Origin of the sequence: Pseudomonas sp. PB120 (assembly GCF_009761815.1) — a bacterium.
Classification (GTDB): domain Bacteria; phylum Pseudomonadota; class Gammaproteobacteria; order Pseudomonadales; family Pseudomonadaceae; genus Aquipseudomonas.
In genome coordinates this window covers 1-17,316 of sequence record NZ_RWIN01000020.1, presented here as the reverse complement: position 1 = coordinate 17,316, position 17,316 = coordinate 1, and the positions used below count along the sequence as shown (strand labels likewise).

Genomic DNA, 17,316 nt, shown 5'->3' with positions numbered 1-17,316 from the left:
TAGCACGAACCGGATCACTTTTCTTTGATCGGTGTGCTGTCCGTGATTTTGAAACGCAATACGCCAATGACCTGGCCGTCTTCCGTCAGCACCCGAACCTGCCAGTTGCCCGCCGGATTGCCGGGGAAATTCTGCTTGTGGGTCCAGGCCCGGTAGCCTTCCTTGCGCCCGCCGTGGATGTCCAGCGGGATGCGGTCGACTTCCTTACCGTTGAACTGCCACACGTGATAAATCCGCTCGTCCAGGCCGCGCGGAGCGTTGATGGCCGTGTAGGCATAAAGCCCGCCGCCACGGATTTGCTCGGCGCTGACTTCATCGAGGCTGTCACCGGGGCTGCGGTCCTGCATTTGCGTGCTGATTGCCACGTCAGTCATCCACAGCGTCGCCGGCGGCACCCACGAACGCAGCACCCAGCCAACGCCGCCAATGCCCACCGTAATGCTGAGGATCGCCAAGGCGTTGCGCACGGTCCGGATCGGGAAGATCGATGCGAGGCTCGGGAACGACAGGACGACGGCCGTGCCAAGCGCGAGTTTGAAACTCTGGGAGGTGGTCAGGTGCAGGATGACGGGCAGGGCGGTCAGCAGGGCCGCGAACAGCGTCAGCGTGTGCAGCGCCAGAAACGCCCAGCGCCGGGGCGCCAGCCATTTGTAGTAGAGCGGGTCGGTGATGGAAATCAGCGCGGCGATGCCCAACAATCCGGTGAAGAACAACTGGCCGCTGTTCCAGGTCGTGGTGATGAAGAAGAAAGGGAGGACGAAGAACAGGCTTTCCTGGTGAATCATTTGCGTCGCGTAACGCAGCAGCGGCTGGGGAATTTCGCGCTTGAAGACCCGGGCGAACAGCTTTGTGAGGCTGTTTTCCAGCATCAGCCAGATCCAGCTGAGCACCATGATGATGGTGATCCAGGTCGCCAGCCCTTGTTGGCGATCCACCAGAATGAAGCTGCCGACCCCGGAGACAAAACCACCGAGCGCAATGACCCCGGGATAGCGCTTCATCAATTCGAGGATGCGCTGTACGAAAAGGGTCAGAGTCGGCATTCGGCGGTTCGCAATAGTCATAGGAAAAATCCTCGACAGGTTACCGCTGGCGGGGCTGCGTGGCGAGCGATCCCCGACAACCTTGTAGCAGCTGGCGCAGCCTGCGTTCGGCTGCGCAGCAGTCGTAAACCATCCAACGCGGTCCGCCAGATGTTTACGGCATAGCGAATTGGCGACGGCTACGCCGCCGAACGCAGGCTGCGCCAGCTGCTACTTGGTTCGCGGCGTTCTGTGGTGCAGGTGCCAGCCCAACAGCACCAATACGAGGATCCCCAGCACCCCACCGACACACCACAACAACTGGTCATAACTCATCAGGGGCTTCTCGATCCGCAGGTATCCCGGTTGCAGGAGCAACTCGCGTACGGCCTTGTTCGCTTCCTCCAGCGTCACGCCTTGCAGCTCCTTGGTCGGGTTGGCGAAGCGGCCGTCTTCGTAGTCCCCGAGGGCGCTCCAGTAGTAATCGGCGAGCGCGCTGTTGCCCTGCACGGCCCACGCCTGACGGGAAATGGCAGCCTGTTTGAGGCGGTTGAACGTTTCGGCATGCAAGCCGTTCTTGAGCAGGTCAGCCTTCAACTCATCCAGCACCCGCTCAGCCTCAGGCACGTCATCGCGCTCAAGGTCGGCGTTCAGGCTCATGAAGCCCACACCACCAAAGACCTCGCGCTCCGCCCACGGGCCGTAGGACAAACCGTGCGCCAACCGCAACTGGCGATAGAGCGCCCAGTCCAGATAATCCTTGAGCAGGTCGTAGGTTTCGTCATGCTGGTCTTCAACGACCGGCTCCGGGACCAGCCAGTGCAACTTGGCACCCGCGCCGACAAAACCGTGAATCAGGCTTCGTTCATGGGCAGCGGTGGCCTTGATCTCCGGAAGAGGCGGGTGATCGGTCGGGTCGATCGCGACCAGCGCGCCATAGGTCCGTTCCAGATAGGCCGGCAGCAGTCGCTCAAGATCGCCGACCACGATCAGCGTCATGTTGTTGGGGGCGTACCAGTCTTTGCGCACCTTCTCCAATTGCTCGCGAGTCAGGTAATCGACTTCCGCGCGCTCGGGGCATTTGAGGCCCAGCTCCACCGCCAGTTGATTACTGGCCGTGTGCCCCAGGTCCTGGCGATCCAGCCAGCGTTGCAGGTGCGAATAATGACCGCCGTCCTCACGCTCGACCACTTGCTTGGCGGCGTTGATTGCGTTGTCGTCGATTCGGGTCTGGGTCAACAGTGCCAGCAGCAGATCAAGCACCTGCCGCTGGTTTTTGGCCGGCGCTTCGATGACGAACGTGGTGTCGGCGTTGCTGGTGTAAGCGTTCCACTCACCGCCCAGGGCCTGCATCCGTTCTTCCAGGCCGCCTTCACCGCTCGCGTCGATGCCACTGAAGAGCAAGTGTTCGAGCAGATGTGGCAGTTCCTTGTCGGGACAGCTGAAATCGTCCAGGCCGACGCCCACCACCAGTCGAATCGCCACGTGCCCACGCTCGGTGCCGGGCTTGAGCAGCAATTGCAGGCCATTGGGCAGCGTGTAGCCTTCGACCTGGAAGCGATCCAGGGCAAACGAGGGGAGCGAACCGAGCAGCAGACAAGCGAACAACAGACAACGCATAACGAGCTTCCAGGCAATCAATCGGAGATCCGTGTCGTCAGTCAGGCCGCTATCGCGGGCAAGCCCGCTCCCACAGTGATCTTTGGTGAAGTTGCAATTGTGTACGACCCAGATCACCTGTGGGAGCGGGCTTGCCCGCGATAGCGGTCTTGAGGCTGAACCATTGTTACTGACTGACCACTCTGCCAGACGTTCAAGGCGAATGCGTGATGTCAGCCAAATCGTCGGCAGCCAGCGCACCGGTGTCGGACGTTTCCAGCACCACATAGGCACTGCTGCAGAACAGCGAATTCAGACGCTTCATGTCGGCAATCAATTCCAGGTGCAGCGAACTGGTCTCGATGCTCTGCACAATCTTACGTTGCAATCGGCTGACATGGGCATGGGCCAGGCGGCGCTCCTGTGCGCGAAAGCGACGTTTCTCCCGCAGCAATTGGCGGGCGCTTTCCTTGTCGGCACTGAGGAACACCGACAACCCGAGGCGCAGGTTGGAAATCAGCTGGCTATGCAGCCCCGCCAACTCTTCAAGCCCGACCTCGGAGAAAGACCGGCGCTGCGACGTTTTCTGCTGCTGAACCTTGCGCAGCATCCGTTCGATCAAGTCGCTGGCGAGTTTGAGATTGATCGACAGCTCGATGATTTCCGCCCAGCGCCGGCTGTCCTGATCGCTGAGGTCTTCCCGGGGCATTTGCGCCAGATACAGTTTGATCGCGCTGTAGAGCGCCTCGACATCATCGGTCAGGCGGCGCATCTCCTGGGTGACGGCCGTCTGCTTGCCGTGCAGCACGTCGAGCATGGCTTCGAGCATGTTGTCGATCAGGTCGCCCATGCGCAGGGTTTCTCGTGCGGCATTGGCCAGCGCCAGGCTGGGCGTGACCAGTGCAGTCGGATCAAGATGCCGGGGCTTGGCCATCCCATTGATTTCCGGGCGCTGCGGCAGCAACCAGGCACACAGCCTGGCCATCAGCCCGACACTTGGCAGCAGGATCAGGCAGCGCGCCGTGTTGTAGAGCAGATGGAAGCCGATGACCATTTCCTGAGGGCTGAAGTCGAGGCTGTCGATCCAGTGCACTAACGGGTCGAGCACCGGAATGATCAGCAGCAGGCCGATCAGCTTGTACAGCAGGCTGCCGAGCGCCACCTGCCGGCCGGCCGCGTTCTGCATGCTGGTGCTGAGGAAGGCCAGGACCCCGCTGCCGATATTGGCGCCGATCACCAGGCCGATGGCTACGGGCAGGCTGATTACACCGGCACCGGCCAAAGTCGCAGTCAGCAGGACAGCGGCCAGGCTGGAATAGGAAATCATCGCGAACAGCGCACCGACCAGAGCATCGAGCAGGATGTCGCCGGTCAGCGAGGCGAAAATCACTTTCACGCCCTGGGCATGGGTAATGGGCGCGGCGGACTCGACGATCAATTGCAGCGCCAGAATGATCAGCCCCAGGCCGATGCTCACCCGGCCCATCTGGCCCAGCCGCGTCTGCTTGCGGGACAGGAAAAAAATCACTCCGAGAAAAATCAGCAACGGCGATAGCCACGACAGGTCGAAGGTCAGCACCCGCGCCATCAGTGCGGTACCGACATCCGCGCCAAGCATGGTCGCCAGGGCCGGCATCAATGCCATCAAGCCCTGACCGACAAACGACGTCACGAGCATGGCGGTGGCGTTACTGCTCTGGACCATTGCGGTCACGACGATCCCCGCGACAAATGCCAGCCAGCGCTTGGACATGTTCTGGCCGATCACATGGCGCAGGTTGGAGCCGAAGACCCGCAGGATGCCGGTTCGGACGATGTGCGTGCCCCAGATCAGCAAGGCCACGGCAGATAATAAATTGAGCAGGGTGAGCATACAGGCCCCCTGTGGTGGTAGCGCCCCAAAGGAGCAAGTTGACGGTGCCGCGCTTTTTCTACGTTCTGTACTTAAGCTGTAGTTGGCTAACGGTCTGCGCGCCAGCATCGCACAGCTAAAGTAGCGATTGAAACAAAACTGTCATGAAAACAGCTTGATGCAGATGTGAAAAAGGGGCCCTAAGGCCCCTTGATCATGAATGTGCATACCGGGATTCACGTGGCGAGGGAGCTTGCTCCCGCTGGGGCGCGAAGTGGCCCTAAAAGCGGCGATGCGGTTTATCAGATAAGCCGCATTCACCGGTGTTACGACTGCTGCGCAGCCGAGCGGGAGCAAGCTCCCTCGCCACAAAAAGCTCATTTGCCATAGAGCTTTCGCGGTTACTGGCCAGGAATGTCCTTGCGCAGTTTCACCGGGTCCTGCTGTTTCTTTCTTTTCGCTATCGCGGTGCGCATCTTGATGTTGATCGCTTCAACCGCCAGCGAGAACGCCATGGCGAAGTAGACGTAGCCTTTTGGCACGTGCACGTCGAAGGATTCGGCAATCAGCACGGTACCGACGATCAACAGGAACGCCAGCGCCAGCATTTTCAGCGACGGGTGCTTGTCGATGAACTCGCTGATGGTGCCGGACGCCCACATCATCACCAGCACCGCAACGACGATTGCCGCGACCATGACCGGCACGTGGGACACCATGCCGACGGCGGTAATGACCGAGTCCAGCGAGAACACGATGTCGATGATCGCGATCTGAATGATGGTGTAGAGGAAGTTGCCGCCCTTGCCACCCGGCTCTTCATTGGACTCGTCTTCGCCTTCCAGCGCGTGGTACATCTCTTGCGAGCTTTTCCACAGCAGGAACAGGCCACCGAAGAACAGGATCAGGTCGCGCCCGGAAATACCCTGGCCGAACACCACGAACAGGTCGGCCGTGAGGCGCATGACCCAGGTGATCGACAGCAGCAACAGAATCCGCGTGACCATCGCCAGCGCCAACCCGAAAATCCGGGTGCGCGCCTGCATGTGCTTGGGCATGCGGCTGACCAGGATCGAAATCATGATGATGTTATCGATACCCAGGACGATTTCCAGGGCGGTCAGGGTAAAGAAGGCAACCCAGATTTCAGGGTTGGTCAGCCATTCCATGTGTATTCCTTTGAGCGAGTGTTAAACCACAAAAGGTCCGGGCTTCAAACAGCAAAGCCTGGACCCTCGGTGGTGAGTCTTGGGCTTATAGCGTGCTGAACAGCGGGAAAATCCCCATCAGCAACGCTGCAACCAGTATGCACATACACACCAGCACTGCCCATTTCAGGGTAAAGCGCTGATGGTCACCAAAATCGATACCGGCCAGGGCCACCAACAAATAAGTCGATGGTACCAGCGGGCTCAGCAAGTGGACGGGCTGACCGACGATCGAGGCACGTGCCATTTCAACCGCGGTTATACCGTAGTGACTGGCGGCGTCGGCAAGTACTGGTAACACGCCGTAATAAAATGCGTCGTTCGACATGAAAAACGTGAACGGCATGCTTACCAGCGCGGTGATCACGGCCAGGTACGGGCCGAGGAAATCCGGGATGACCGCCAGCAGGCTTTTCGACATCGCGTCGACCATGCCAGTGCCCGACAGAATACCGGTGAAGATACCCGCCGCAAAAATCAGACCGACCACCGCCAGCACGCTACCGGCGTGAGCCGCCACGCGATCCTTCTGCTGTTGCAGGCAAGGATAGTTGACGATCATCGCGATACTGAACGCCACCATGAACAGCACCGGCAGCGGCAACAGGCCCGCGATCAGGGTGCACATCAGCGCCAGGGTCAGCGCGCCGTTGAACCAGATCAGCTTCGGACGGCGGGCATCCGGGAACTGCGAAACGCTGATTTCGCTGTGGTCGATTTCGTCGCCCACCAGGTGCAATTCCCCCAGACGCGCCCGCTCGCGCTTACCGTAGAAGTAGGCAATCGCCAGGATTGCCACGACACCGGCCAGCATCGCCGGAATCATCGGTACGAAAATGGCCGATGGGTCCACATGCAGGGCACTGGCCGCACGCGCGGTCGGGCCGCCCCATGGGGTCATATTCATCACGCCACCGGCGAGGATGATCAGGCCGGCCATGATCCGCGGGCTCATGCCAATGCGGCTGTACAGCGGCAGCATGGCAGCCACGCAGATCATATAAGTGGTCGCGCCGTCACCATCGAGGGAGACGACGAGCGCCAGTACGGCGGTGCCGACCGAAACTTTCAGCGGGTCGCCCTTGACCAGTTTGAGGATCTTGCGCACGGCCGGGTCAAACAGGCCGGAGTCGATCATCAGGGCGAAATACAGAATGGCGAACATCAGCATCACGCCGGTCGGCGCAAGCTTGGTGATGCCTTCGAGCATCATCGGACCGATCTTCGGTGCAAAACCACCGAACAGGGCGAAAATGATTGGAATGATGATCAGGGCGATCAGCGCGGACAGGCGCTTGGTCATGATCAGGAACATGAACGTGATGACCATGGCAAAGCCAAGGAAAGTCAGCATGGGAATACTCCAGGCATAGCGCGGCTAGGGAATGGGCGAACCGGGTGGGGTCAGCGCAGAACGGGAAGCGCGAGGCGTACGGGCGGAGTTACAGCGAAGCGGCGGGTAGCAAAGGACATCAGGGTCACCATTGTTGTTGTTAAATGGGCTGTGCGAGCCATCAAACACTCGCTTTAGCCAACCGGTCTGTTGCCGGCAGTGGGGCGATCCTAATCGGGGAAGCTTTCAGCCAGCTTTCGCCGATGAAAGCATTGACCGGATGTGCGACCGGTCGTCGGGCCGGGGCAGGGCGACAGACCGCGTTGAGCCATTCGCGAGCAGGCTCGCGCCTACAGGGATTACGCACAACCAATGTGGGAGCGAGCCTGCTCGCGATGGCGCCGGCACATACACAGCAGGAGGTCATGTCATGAACAGCATTCACACCGGCGGTTGCCACTGCGGAAATTTGCGCTATCAATTCAGCGGGCCGCTGCGCGACATCGCCCACTGCCATTGCTCGATTTGCCGCCGAGTCAGCGGCGGAACAGTGACCACCTGGATCACCCTTCCCGCATCCGCCTTCGAATGGGTCAAAGGCAAACCTGCCGAATACGAATCCTCATCCAGCTGCGTGCGATATTTCTGCCCGACCTGTGGGGCGCAACTGGCGCTGATCACACGCCTCAGCCCCGAGAGCATCGACGTCACTGTCGCAACCCTCGACCACCCGGAGCTGGCGCCAGCCGAGCGACACATCTGGATGGACAACCGTTTGCCCTGGCTGCATCTGGACGAGCATTTGCCCGGCGAAGCGGAAGAAAGCCTTTGATCAAAAAATAGATAAATCCAGCGGCCGGATCGCGCCCATCCAGATCGCATGCTCGGTGTGGTCGAGCAGGTCGTCACCCGTGTCCGGGTGCAGGAACACCACCAATCCCTTGCGGTTGAGCGCCAGCCACGGCAGCACCTGACCAATCTGATCCGGCTCGAAAGCCAGTTGGCAGCTCCAGTCGGGGTGCGGGCCGACCGGGCGTTCGTGGACGCGGCCCATCTTCAACGCAAACAACTGCGCAGCCTGCTCACACAAGGCTCGCGCCTGGGGAAGAGTGTCGGCGTCAAAATAAACATGGGCGTGATACCCCTTGATCTGCTGCATCTGAATCCCTCTAAAACCCGGTCGAACCCTCACCGTTTCCCACAGGTCACACGCCATATACGTAGGAAACAAGGAATCTCAGCCATGAAAAATGCCGAAACCCCCGCAGTAAAAGTGGTGCTTTATGGTGCCATGAGTAGCCTGGGCAGTGCGCTGATGGCTGAAATGCTGCGTCGCCAGCATGAAGTAATCGCCATTCTTGACGATTTGACCGCGCTGGCGCCACGCCCCGGCCTGCGGACCAAGCCGGGCGACCTGTTTGATGCCGAACGCGTGAAGCAAAGCGTGGCGGGTTGTTCCGCCGTCATCTGTCTATTAGACGCACCTGGTTTGCCGTTCAACAGTGAATATGTGGAAAAAACCATCGTGCCAGGCCCGGTGGAACAGGTGCTGGCGGTGGACGCGTTGATCGACGGCATGCAGGCAGCGGGTATCGCCCGGCTTTTTTTGGTGGGCGATTTTGAGGTGCTGGACGATCCGGAAATAGAGGATCAACTGCAACGCCATGCCGCCGAGGAAATTCGCGAAGCATTGCAAAGCAGCCCCTTGCACTGGACGTTGGTGAATGCGCCACGCGGGGTGCCTGGGCTGACGATTGAGCATTTTAGCCACATCAGCAACAGCCTTGAACCGGGGCTGGCCGAACCGCTCGAACGGTTGCATCGCGTGGCAATAGGGATCGCCGATGAACTGCACCTGAATTTGCACGTGGGCCAGCACGTGAATTTTGTCGCGGCGGGCACTAAACAGCGATAGAGGGCAACGGCAGTCCGTTCAACGATTGCGCGCTACTGGCCTGTTCCTCCATCAACCAGTCCACAAACTGTTGAATCAAGGCTCCGCGCCGTTTGCGCTGGGGCAGCACCACGTAATACCCGAGCCGGGACATCACCGTCTCGGCAATCGGCCGATACAACAAACCTTGCGCCAGCAAGTTATCCACAAGGTGCCGCCAACCGATCGCCACACCCTGGCCGCCAATCGCCGCTTGGATCAACAAGGTGTAATTGTCGAAGCGCAATTGCCCCGGCACGGGCGCGGACGTAATGCCCAATTCGCGAAATACACCGCTCCAATCGAACCAGTTGCTGCTGTTCTCACCCCGCAGGTGCAGCAACGGGAACTCCAGCAGCGACTGAGCCGGCAAGGGTAGGGGGCGGTCCTTCAACAACAATGGACTGCATACCGGAAACACTTCCTCGCTGAACAGCCAATGGCTTTCCCCTTGTTTAAACCGCCCATCACCGAACAGCACGGCCACATCGATATCGGTACGCAGCATGTTGAGACTGCGTTCGCTGGTGACCAGGCTGACGTCGACGTGCGGATTGGCCGCATGGAAGCGATGCAAACGCGGCATCAGCCAATACGCCGCGAAAGCGAAATCGGTCGCGACCTGCAAAACCTCATGCTGGTGCTGTGCGCTGATTGCGCTTAATCCTGCGTCGATATTCTGCAAGCCGAGCTGAACCTGCTCAAACAGAATATTTCCGGCCTCGGTCAATTCGATACCGCGATAGATGCGGTCGAACAGGCGCGTGGCGAGTTGTTCCTCCAAGCGCTTGATCTGTTGGCTGATCGCCGGTTGCGTGGTGCCGAGCTCCACCGCAGCGGCGGTGAAGCTGCGCTGGCGGGCGGCCGCTTCGAACGCTCGAAGCAGGTCCAAAGACAAGTCACCAAGGGCGTCATACATAAGCTGTGCTTATCCTAGTCATTGCCTGAGGCGGGCTTTACCAGAGAGAACAGGGAATCCATGCTCAATCGAAGCACTTTCGCATAAATATCCACTATGGAATGCCGCGATCACATGAAGCGCAAGAATATTCTTTTCATCATGGCCGATCAGATGGCCGCGCCAATGTTGCCGTTCTACGGCCCTTCGCCGATCAAATTACCCCATCTCAGCCGCCTCGCCGCCCAAGGCGTGGTGTTCGACGCCGCTTATTGCAACAGCCCGCTCTGCGCACCGTCGCGTTTTACCTTGGTCAGCGGTCAATTGCCGAGCAAGATCGGCGCCTATGACAACGCGGCCGATTTCCCGGCCGATGTGCCGACTTATGCCCATTACCTGCGTCGCCTCGGTTATCGCACCGCGCTGTCCGGGAAAATGCATTTCTGCGGCCCGGATCAGCTGCACGGTTATGAAGAACGCCTGACCAGCGACATTTACCCGGCCGATTACGGTTGGGCGGTGAACTGGGACGAACCGGACGTGCGCCCGAGCTGGTATCACAACATGTCGTCGGTGTTGCAGGCCGGGCCGTGCGTGCGCACCAATCAGCTGGATTTCGATGAAGAGGTGGTATTCAAGGCTCAGCAGTATCTGTTCGATCACATCCGTGAGGACGGCGATCAGCCGTTCTGCCTGACCGTCTCAATGACCCACCCACACGACCCGTACACCATTCCCAAGGCCTTTTGGGACATGTATGAGGATGCCGACATCCCGTTACCCGAAACGCCGGCACAGAACGAACTCGATCCACACGCCCAGCGGTTGTTGAAGGTCTACGACCTGTGGGAGAAGCCGTTGCCTGTGGATAAGATTCGCGATGCGCGCCGTGCGTATTTCGGCGCTTGTAGCTATATCGACAGTAACGTCGGCAAACTCCTGCAAACACTCGAAGAAACCGGGATCATCGATGACACCATCATTGTGTTCTCCGGCGACCACGGCGACATGCTCGGCGAGCGTGGTCTCTGGTACAAAATGCACTGGTATGAAATGGCCGCGCGCGTTCCCCTGTTGATAAGTGCGCCGGGGCAGTTTGGGGCAGGCCGCGTGAGTGCCGCGGTATCCACTGCCGACCTCCTGCCAACCTTTGTCGAACTGGCCGGCGGTTCGCTGGAGCCGGGTCTGCCGCTGGACGGTCGTTCGCTGGTTTCGCACCTGCAAGGGCAGGGCGGTCACGACGAAGTCTTTGGTGAATACATGGCCGAAGGCACCATCAGCCCGCTGATGATGATTCGCCGGGGCGCCTATAAATTTATCTACAGCGAAGACGACCCTTGCCTACTCTTCGACGTACACAACGACCCGCGTGAACAGGAAGAACTCAGCCAATCGCCGCAACATCGCGCGCTATTCGAGGAGTTTCTCGCCGAAGCACGGGCCAAATGGGACATTCCGGCGATTCACCAGCAGGTGCTCGCGAGTCAACGCCGCCGGCGCTTCGTCGCCGACGCACTGACCATCGGCAAGCTGAAGAGCTGGGATCACCAGCCGCTGGTGGACGCCAGTCAGCAATACATGCGCAATCACATCGACCTCGACGATCTGGAGCGTAAAGCACGTTATCCACAACCCTGCCAAAACCAATAATGTTAAGGGGAAGTCCATGCAAAAGTTATCCACAGTACTGACAGTCGGCCTGCTGGCTCTGGGCAGTGTGTCGGCCTATGCCGACCAGAGCTGCGAGACGGTGAAAATGGCCGACCCTGGCTGGAGCGACATCGCCGCGACTAATGCCATCACCGGATTTCTGTTGGACGGCATGGGCTACAAGGCCAAAGTCGATACCCTCGCGGTGCCGATTACCTTTGGTGGGTTGAAGGATGGCCAGGTCGACGTGTTCCTGGGCAACTGGATGCCGGCGCAGCAGGGTTTCTACGACAAGTTCGTGGCCACCGGCGACGTCACGCAACTGGCGAAGAACCTCGACGGCACTGAATTTACCTTGGCCGTCCCGGATTACGTGTGGGACGCGGGTGTGCATAACTTTGCCGACCTGAACAAATACGCGGACAAGTTCGACAAGAAAATTTACGGCATCGGCTCCGGTGCGCCGGCAAACATCTCCCTGCAAGAGATCATCAAGAAGAACGACTTCGACATGGGTCAGTGGAAACTGGTCGAATCCAGCGAGCAGGCGATGCTGGCCGAAGTGTCCCGCGCCGTGAAAAAGCAGAAATTCGTGACCTTCCTCGGCTGGACCCCGCACCCAATGAACGTGCAGCTGAAAATGCATTACCTCAAGGGCGGCGAGAAATACTTCGGTGACACTGGCAGCGTCCACACACTGACCCGCAAAGGTTACGCCGAAGCCTGCCCGAACGTCGGCAAACTGCTCACCAACCTGAGTTTCACCCAGGAGATGGAGAACAGCATCATGGCCGAAGTGGTGAACAAAAAGGTCAGCAATGCGGACGCGGCCAAGGCGTGGATCAAGGCCAACCCGGCGGTGCTGGATAAGTGGCTGGATGGCGTGAAGACTGCGGACGGCAAGGACGCGTTGCCCGCCGTAAAAGCCAAGTTGTAAGTAACCACTGTGGCGAGGGAAATCTGTGGCGAGGGAGCTTGCTCCCGCTGGAGTGCGCAGCGCTCCCAATACGTCAATTCGGCTTGCGAGTCTCACCGATTTGTACGAATAAGCGGCCGCTACGCGGCCGAGCGGGAGCAAGCTCCCTCGCCACAATGATCAAGCGGGACGGTGCGGCGTTCCGACAAGCTCCCTCACCACAATGATCGTGTTGTCCTGCTACCCTTGCGCAAAACCCCACTCCAGAGGACCCATGGCCTTCCCCAGCCGCTACTCTCTCTTTCCCTTTCTCAGTTGGTTGCCCCGGCAGACCCGCGCCAGCGTTGGGCGAGACCTGATTGTCGGCCTCAGCGGCGCGATTCTCGCGTTGCCGCAATCCATTGCCTACGCCTTGATCGCCGGTCTCCCACCGGAATACGGCTTGTACGCTGCCATTATCCCGGTGCTGATCGCTTGCCTGTGGGGTTCGTCGTGGCATCTGATCTGCGGTCCTACGGCGGCGATCTCCATTGTCCTGTTCGCCAGCGTCAGTCCTCTGGCCGTTCCCGCGTCACAGGACTACATCACGTTGATCCTGTTGCTGACACTCCTCGCCGGCATTTTCCAATGGCTGCTCGGGATGCTGCGTTTCGGTGCCTTGGTCAATTTCGTTTCGCATTCGGTGGTGCTGGGTTTCACCCTGGGCGCAGCGGTGGTGATCGCCATCGGACAGCTGCCCAACCTGCTGGGCCTGGACTTGCCCAGCCAGGCCACGGCATTGAACAGCCTGATCAAGCTTTTCAGTCACCTCGGCGAGGTGGATAAACCTTCACTGGCGCTGGGCCTGGTGACGGTGGTCGTGGGCATCGTGTTGAAACTGCTGTTGCGACGCTGGCCGACGCTGTTGATCACTTTGGTGCTGAGCGGGCTGCTGGTCTGGTTGTGGCCATCGATGTTTGGCCATGTGAAGTTGGTCAGCGCATTTGTCGGGCAACTGCCACCCTTCAGCCCGCTGCCGCTGGACCTGGAGCTGATCCTGCGCCTGCTGCCCAGCGCTGTCGCGGTGGGGATGCTGGGTCTGGTGACCAGCCTGTCGATTGCTCGCTCGCTGTCCGCCCGTTCGCAACAGTTGCTCGATGCGAATCAGGAGGTCCGCGCCCAGGGCTTGTCGAACATGGTCGGTGCGTTTTTTTCCGGCTCGTTGTCAGCCGGTTCCTTCACTCGCTCGGGTTTGAGCTACGAAGCGGGCGCGTGCTCGCCCATGGCCGGCGTGTTTTCAGCTTTGTGGGTAGCACTGTTTGCGATTTTCGGCGCGGGGTTGATCGCGCACATTCCGATTCCGGCCATGGCCGGCAGCATCCTGTTGATCGCCTGGGGCTTGATCGACCATCGCGGCATCCGTGCGTTATTGCGGGTGAGTCGGGCCGAGTTCGTGGTCATGGCGCTGACCTGCGTCGCCACGCTGCTGCTGGAATTGCAGACGGCGATCTATGCCGGCGTGCTCGCGTCGTTGTTTTTTTACCTCAAGCGCACCTCACAGCCGCGTGTTCAGCATTGGCGCGAAGGCAATGAGGACATTCTGCGAGTGGGCGGTTCGATCTTCTTCGGCGCCAGTCATTACCTGCAAGTGCGCTTGCAACGCATGCACGGGGCTCGGGTGGTGATCGAGGCGCAGCAGATCAACTTCATCGATTATTCGGGTGTGGAAATGCTGCACCAGGAAGCGCGGCGACTGCTCAAGCAGGACCGCAGCCTGACGTTGCGCGGGGCGAGGCCGCCGGTGGTGGAGGAGTTGCGCAAGCTCGAAGGCGCGGAGAAATGCCCGATCCGCTTTGAAGACTGACCCTGTAGGAGCGAGCTTGCTCGCGAAAAACGCATAGGCCCCGCTGGGTGTCAGGCTTCAAGCGTTACCGTTCACGACTTTCGCGAGCAAGCTCGCTCCTACCATTACAACGCGAGTTGGCGGCGAAGCTCGGCCAGCACCGGCGCCGTATCCGGACGCACTCCGCGCCACAGGAAGAAGGCTTCCGCCGCTTGCTCCGCGAGCATCCCCAACCCGTCCATCGACACGGCGGCGCCATGTTCCGTGGCCCAGCGGCAGAACGACGTCGGTTCCTTGCCGTACATCATGTCGTAGCACACCGTCTTGCCCGGCTCGATCAGGCTGCTGGCAATCGGCGGGACGTCGCCGGACAAACTCGCCGACGTCGCATTGATGATCAGGTCGACCGGCTCCTGCAACCAGTCAAAACCGCTGGCCGACACCGGCCCCAGGTCCGAGAACAATTCCGCCAGCAGCTCGGCTTTTTCCACGGTGCGATTGGCGATGATCACCGAGGACGGTTGCTCGGCCAGCAACGGTTCCAACGCGCCACGCACCGCGCCGCCCGCGCCCAGCAGCAAGATACGTTTACCGGTGAGGCTGAACCCGGCGTTGACCGTCAGGTCCCGCACCAGCCCGGCGCCATCGGTGTTGTCGCCCAGCAAGGTGCCATCGGCGAGCTTGCTCAGGGTGTTGACCGCGCCAGCGCGCTGCGCCCGTTCCGTCAGGCTGTCGGCCAGGCGATAGGCGTCTTCCTTGAAGGGCACGGTCACATTCGCGCCGCGACCTTCGAGGAAAAACATCCGGGCAAAGTCGGAAAAGTCGTCGAGCGGCGCCAGCGAAGTGCTGTAGTCCAGTTGCTGGGCGGTTTGCTCGGCGAACAAACGATGGATCAGCGGTGACTTGCTGTGGCCAATCGGGTTACCGAATACGACGTAACGATCCATCAACATCCCTCACTCAGGCCTCGGCCAGCCAATCACGGTCTTGCAGGAAGTATTCGGTCAGGCGCGCTTCTTCGCTCCCGGGCTCGGCTTTCCAGTCGTAGCCCCAGCGGACTTGCGGCGGCAGCGACATCAGGATCGACTCGGTGCGTCCGCCCGATTGCAGGCCGAACAGGGTGCCACGGTCGTAAACCAGGTTGAATTCGACGTAGCGGCCACGGCGGAACTCCTGGAATTCACGCTGTTTGGCTGTGAACGCATCATTTTTGCGGCGTTGCACAATCGGCAGGTAGGCGTCGATGTACGCGTCGCCAATGGCGCGCATGAAAGCGAAACTGGTGTCGAAGTCCCATTCGTTCAAGTCATCGAAGAACAATCCACCGATGCCGCGCGGTTCGTGGCGATGCTTGATGTGGAAATAACTGTCGCACCACGATTTGTAGCGGGAATAAACGTCCGGCCCAAACGGCGCACAGGCCTGTTCGGCGACACGGTGCCAGTGGATGCAGTCTTCTTCGTTGCCGTAATACGGGGTCAAGTCAAAACCGCCGCCGAACCACCAGACCGGTTCTTCACCTTCTTTTTCAGCGATGAAAAAGCGCACGTTGGCGTGGGAAGTCGGCACATGCGGGTTGTGCGGGTGGATCACCAGCGATACGCCGAGGGCTTCGAAGCCACGGCCCGCCAGTTCCGGCCGATGCGCGCTGGCGGACGGTGGGAGACCGCTACCGAAGACGTGGGAAAAGTTGACGCCGCCCTTTTCGATGAGCGCACCGTTTTCGATCACGCGCGTACGACCGCCACCGCCGGCAGGCCGGGTCCAGGCGTCTTCGACAAAGTGCGTGCCGCCGTCTTCAGCTTCCAGGGCAGCGCAGATGCGATCTTGCAGGTCGAGCAGGTAGGCTTTTACGGCCTCGGTGCGGGTCGTCATGTCATCACCTTGAATCGGGCAAAGCTACGCGGCGCGCCCTGAGAGCGAGGCCGGCGCAAATGGGCGCGTAGCATAACATCGCCGATGCACCCGTCGCAGTTGACGAAGATCAAGGTTGGGAGTTCGATAGGGGGCTTCGCGCTACAACCCCAGTAGCCAAGACCCAAGGAGTAGGCAAATGGCAAAGCGAATCCAGTTCCGCGCCCATGGCGGCCCCGAAGTGCTCGAGTATGTGGATTTCCAACCCGCCGAGCCCGGCCCGCAACAGGTTCGCGTCACCAACAAGGCCATCGGCCTGAACTTCATCGATACCTATTACCGTAGCGGTCTCTATCCTCCGCCAGCCTTGCCGTCGGGTCTCGGCTCGGAAGGCGCGGGCGTGGTCGAGGCGGTGGGCAGTGAAGTCACCCGCTTCAAGATCGGCGATCGCGTGGCGTATGGCAGCGGCCCGTTGGGCGCCTACAGCGAAGTGCATGTGTTGCCGGAAGCGAATCTGGTGCACCTGCCCGACGCGATCAGCTTCGAACAGGCCGCCGGCGTGATGCTCAAGGGCCTGACCGTGCAATACCTGTTGCGTCAGACCTATGAACTGAAGGGCGGCGAAACCGTTCTGTTTCATGCCGCTGCTGGCGGCGTCGGCTCGCTGGCCTGCCAATGGGCCAAGGCGTTGGGCGTGAAGTTGATCGGCACCGTCAGCTCGCCGGAAAAAGCCGCACTGGCCAAGGCCAATGGCGCTTGGGCGACCATCGACTACAGCCATGAAAACGTCGCACAACGCGTACTGGAATTGACTGACGGTAAAAAGGTCCCGGTGGTGTACGACGGCGTAGGCAAGGACACCTGGCTGACCTCGCTGGACAGCACAGCGCCGCGAGGCCTGGTGGTGAGTTTTGGCAACGCGTCCGGCGCGGTGGATGGGGTGAACCTGGGGATTTTGTCGGCGAAGGGATCGTTGTACGTGACCCGGCCGACACTGGCGACCTACGCCAATAACGCTGAAAACCTGCAGCGGATGGCGGATGAGTTGTTTGAGATGATCATCAGCGGGAAGTTGAAGGTGGAGATCAGCCAGAAGTATTCACTGGCTGACGCGGCGAAGGCGCAGACCGAGTTGTCAGCGCGGCGTACGACCGGCTCGACTGTTCTGTTGCCTTGAGGACCTCATCGCCGGCAGGCCAGCTCCCACAAGACCTGTGGGAGCTGGCCTG

The 17,316-nt window shown here is 60.1% G+C and carries 15 protein-coding genes; 6 read left to right on the top strand and 9 right to left on the bottom strand.

Going from position 1 to position 17,316, the window contains the following annotated elements:
• Positions 1–14: 14 nt before the first annotated feature.
• From EJA72_RS02855 to EJA72_RS02835, 5 genes are all read right to left on the bottom strand, one after another.
• A complete protein-coding gene (locus tag EJA72_RS02855; protein WP_157710096.1) occupies positions 15–1,043 on the bottom strand; it encodes a DUF5924 family protein in 1,029 nt (342 codons plus the stop codon).
• A gap of 210 nt (positions 1,044–1,253) precedes the next feature.
• Positions 1,254–2,642 (bottom strand): pitrilysin family protein, encoded by a 1,389-nt coding sequence (locus EJA72_RS02850; protein WP_157710031.1) that lies wholly within the window; start codon positions 2,640–2,642, stop codon positions 1,254–1,256.
• A gap of 193 nt (positions 2,643–2,835) precedes the next feature.
• Positions 2,836–4,494, bottom strand: coding sequence for a Na/Pi cotransporter family protein (locus tag EJA72_RS02845; RefSeq protein ID WP_157710030.1), 1,659 nt, complete (start codon positions 4,492–4,494; stop codon positions 2,836–2,838).
• A 380-nt stretch (positions 4,495–4,874) separates the two neighbouring features.
• Positions 4,875–5,642: a TerC family protein gene (locus EJA72_RS02840; protein WP_157710029.1), complete on the bottom strand. Its 768-nt coding sequence runs from the start codon at positions 5,640–5,642 to the stop codon at positions 4,875–4,877.
• 85 nt (positions 5,643–5,727) lie between these two features.
• The gene (locus tag EJA72_RS02835; RefSeq protein WP_157710028.1) at positions 5,728–7,035 is read right to left on the bottom strand and encodes a CitMHS family transporter; all 1,308 of its coding nucleotides are present in this window, start codon (positions 7,033–7,035) and stop codon (positions 5,728–5,730) included.
• Between the two features lie 409 nt (positions 7,036–7,444).
• On the opposite strand from EJA72_RS02835, the gene EJA72_RS02830 reads away from it, so the two are divergent.
• Positions 7,445–7,846: a GFA family protein gene (locus EJA72_RS02830; RefSeq protein ID WP_157710027.1), complete on the top strand. Its 402-nt coding sequence runs from the start codon at positions 7,445–7,447 to the stop codon at positions 7,844–7,846.
• Here the strand turns inward: EJA72_RS02830 and EJA72_RS02825 are convergent, their stop codons facing one another.
• Positions 7,847–8,173, bottom strand: coding sequence for a DOPA 4,5-dioxygenase family protein (locus tag EJA72_RS02825; RefSeq protein WP_157710026.1), 327 nt, complete (start codon positions 8,171–8,173; stop codon positions 7,847–7,849).
• A gap of 84 nt (positions 8,174–8,257) precedes the next feature.
• On the opposite strand from EJA72_RS02825, the gene EJA72_RS02820 reads away from it, so the two are divergent.
• Positions 8,258–8,929: an NAD(P)-dependent oxidoreductase gene (locus EJA72_RS02820; RefSeq protein WP_157710025.1), complete on the top strand. Its 672-nt coding sequence runs from the start codon at positions 8,258–8,260 to the stop codon at positions 8,927–8,929.
• Here EJA72_RS02820 and EJA72_RS02815 read toward each other — a convergent pair.
• On the bottom strand, positions 8,916–9,866 hold the full coding sequence (locus EJA72_RS02815) for a LysR family transcriptional regulator (RefSeq protein ID WP_157710024.1): 951 nt from the start codon (positions 9,864–9,866) through the stop codon (positions 8,916–8,918). The genes EJA72_RS02820 and EJA72_RS02815 overlap by 14 nt on opposite strands.
• 114 nt (positions 9,867–9,980) lie before the next feature.
• On the opposite strand from EJA72_RS02815, the gene betC reads away from it, so the two are divergent.
• From betC to EJA72_RS02800, 3 genes are all read left to right on the top strand, one after another.
• Positions 9,981–11,495: a choline-sulfatase gene (gene betC, locus EJA72_RS02810; RefSeq protein WP_157710023.1), complete on the top strand. Its 1,515-nt coding sequence runs from the start codon at positions 9,981–9,983 to the stop codon at positions 11,493–11,495.
• 16 nt (positions 11,496–11,511) lie between these two features.
• Positions 11,512–12,432 (top strand): choline ABC transporter substrate-binding protein, encoded by a 921-nt coding sequence (gene choX / locus EJA72_RS02805; protein WP_157710022.1) that lies wholly within the window; start codon positions 11,512–11,514, stop codon positions 12,430–12,432.
• Positions 12,433–12,685: 253 nt separating this feature from the next.
• Complete coding sequence (locus EJA72_RS02800) at positions 12,686–14,254, top strand: SulP family inorganic anion transporter (protein ID WP_157710021.1); 1,569 nt, start codon at positions 12,686–12,688, stop codon at positions 14,252–14,254.
• 104 nt (positions 14,255–14,358) lie between these two features.
• Here EJA72_RS02800 and aroE read toward each other — a convergent pair whose 3' ends face one another.
• On the bottom strand, positions 14,359–15,180 hold the full coding sequence (gene aroE / locus EJA72_RS02795; RefSeq protein WP_157710020.1) for a shikimate dehydrogenase: 822 nt from the start codon (positions 15,178–15,180) through the stop codon (positions 14,359–14,361).
• Positions 15,181–15,193: 13 nt separating this feature from the next.
• The gene (gene hemF, locus EJA72_RS02790) at positions 15,194–16,108 is read right to left on the bottom strand and encodes an oxygen-dependent coproporphyrinogen oxidase (RefSeq protein ID WP_157710019.1); all 915 of its coding nucleotides are present in this window, start codon (positions 16,106–16,108) and stop codon (positions 15,194–15,196) included.
• A gap of 178 nt (positions 16,109–16,286) precedes the next feature.
• On the opposite strand from hemF, the gene EJA72_RS02785 reads away from it, so the two are divergent.
• The gene (locus tag EJA72_RS02785; RefSeq protein WP_157710018.1) at positions 16,287–17,264 is read left to right on the top strand and encodes an NADPH:quinone reductase; all 978 of its coding nucleotides are present in this window, start codon (positions 16,287–16,289) and stop codon (positions 17,262–17,264) included.
• Positions 17,265–17,316: the final 52 nt, after the last annotated feature.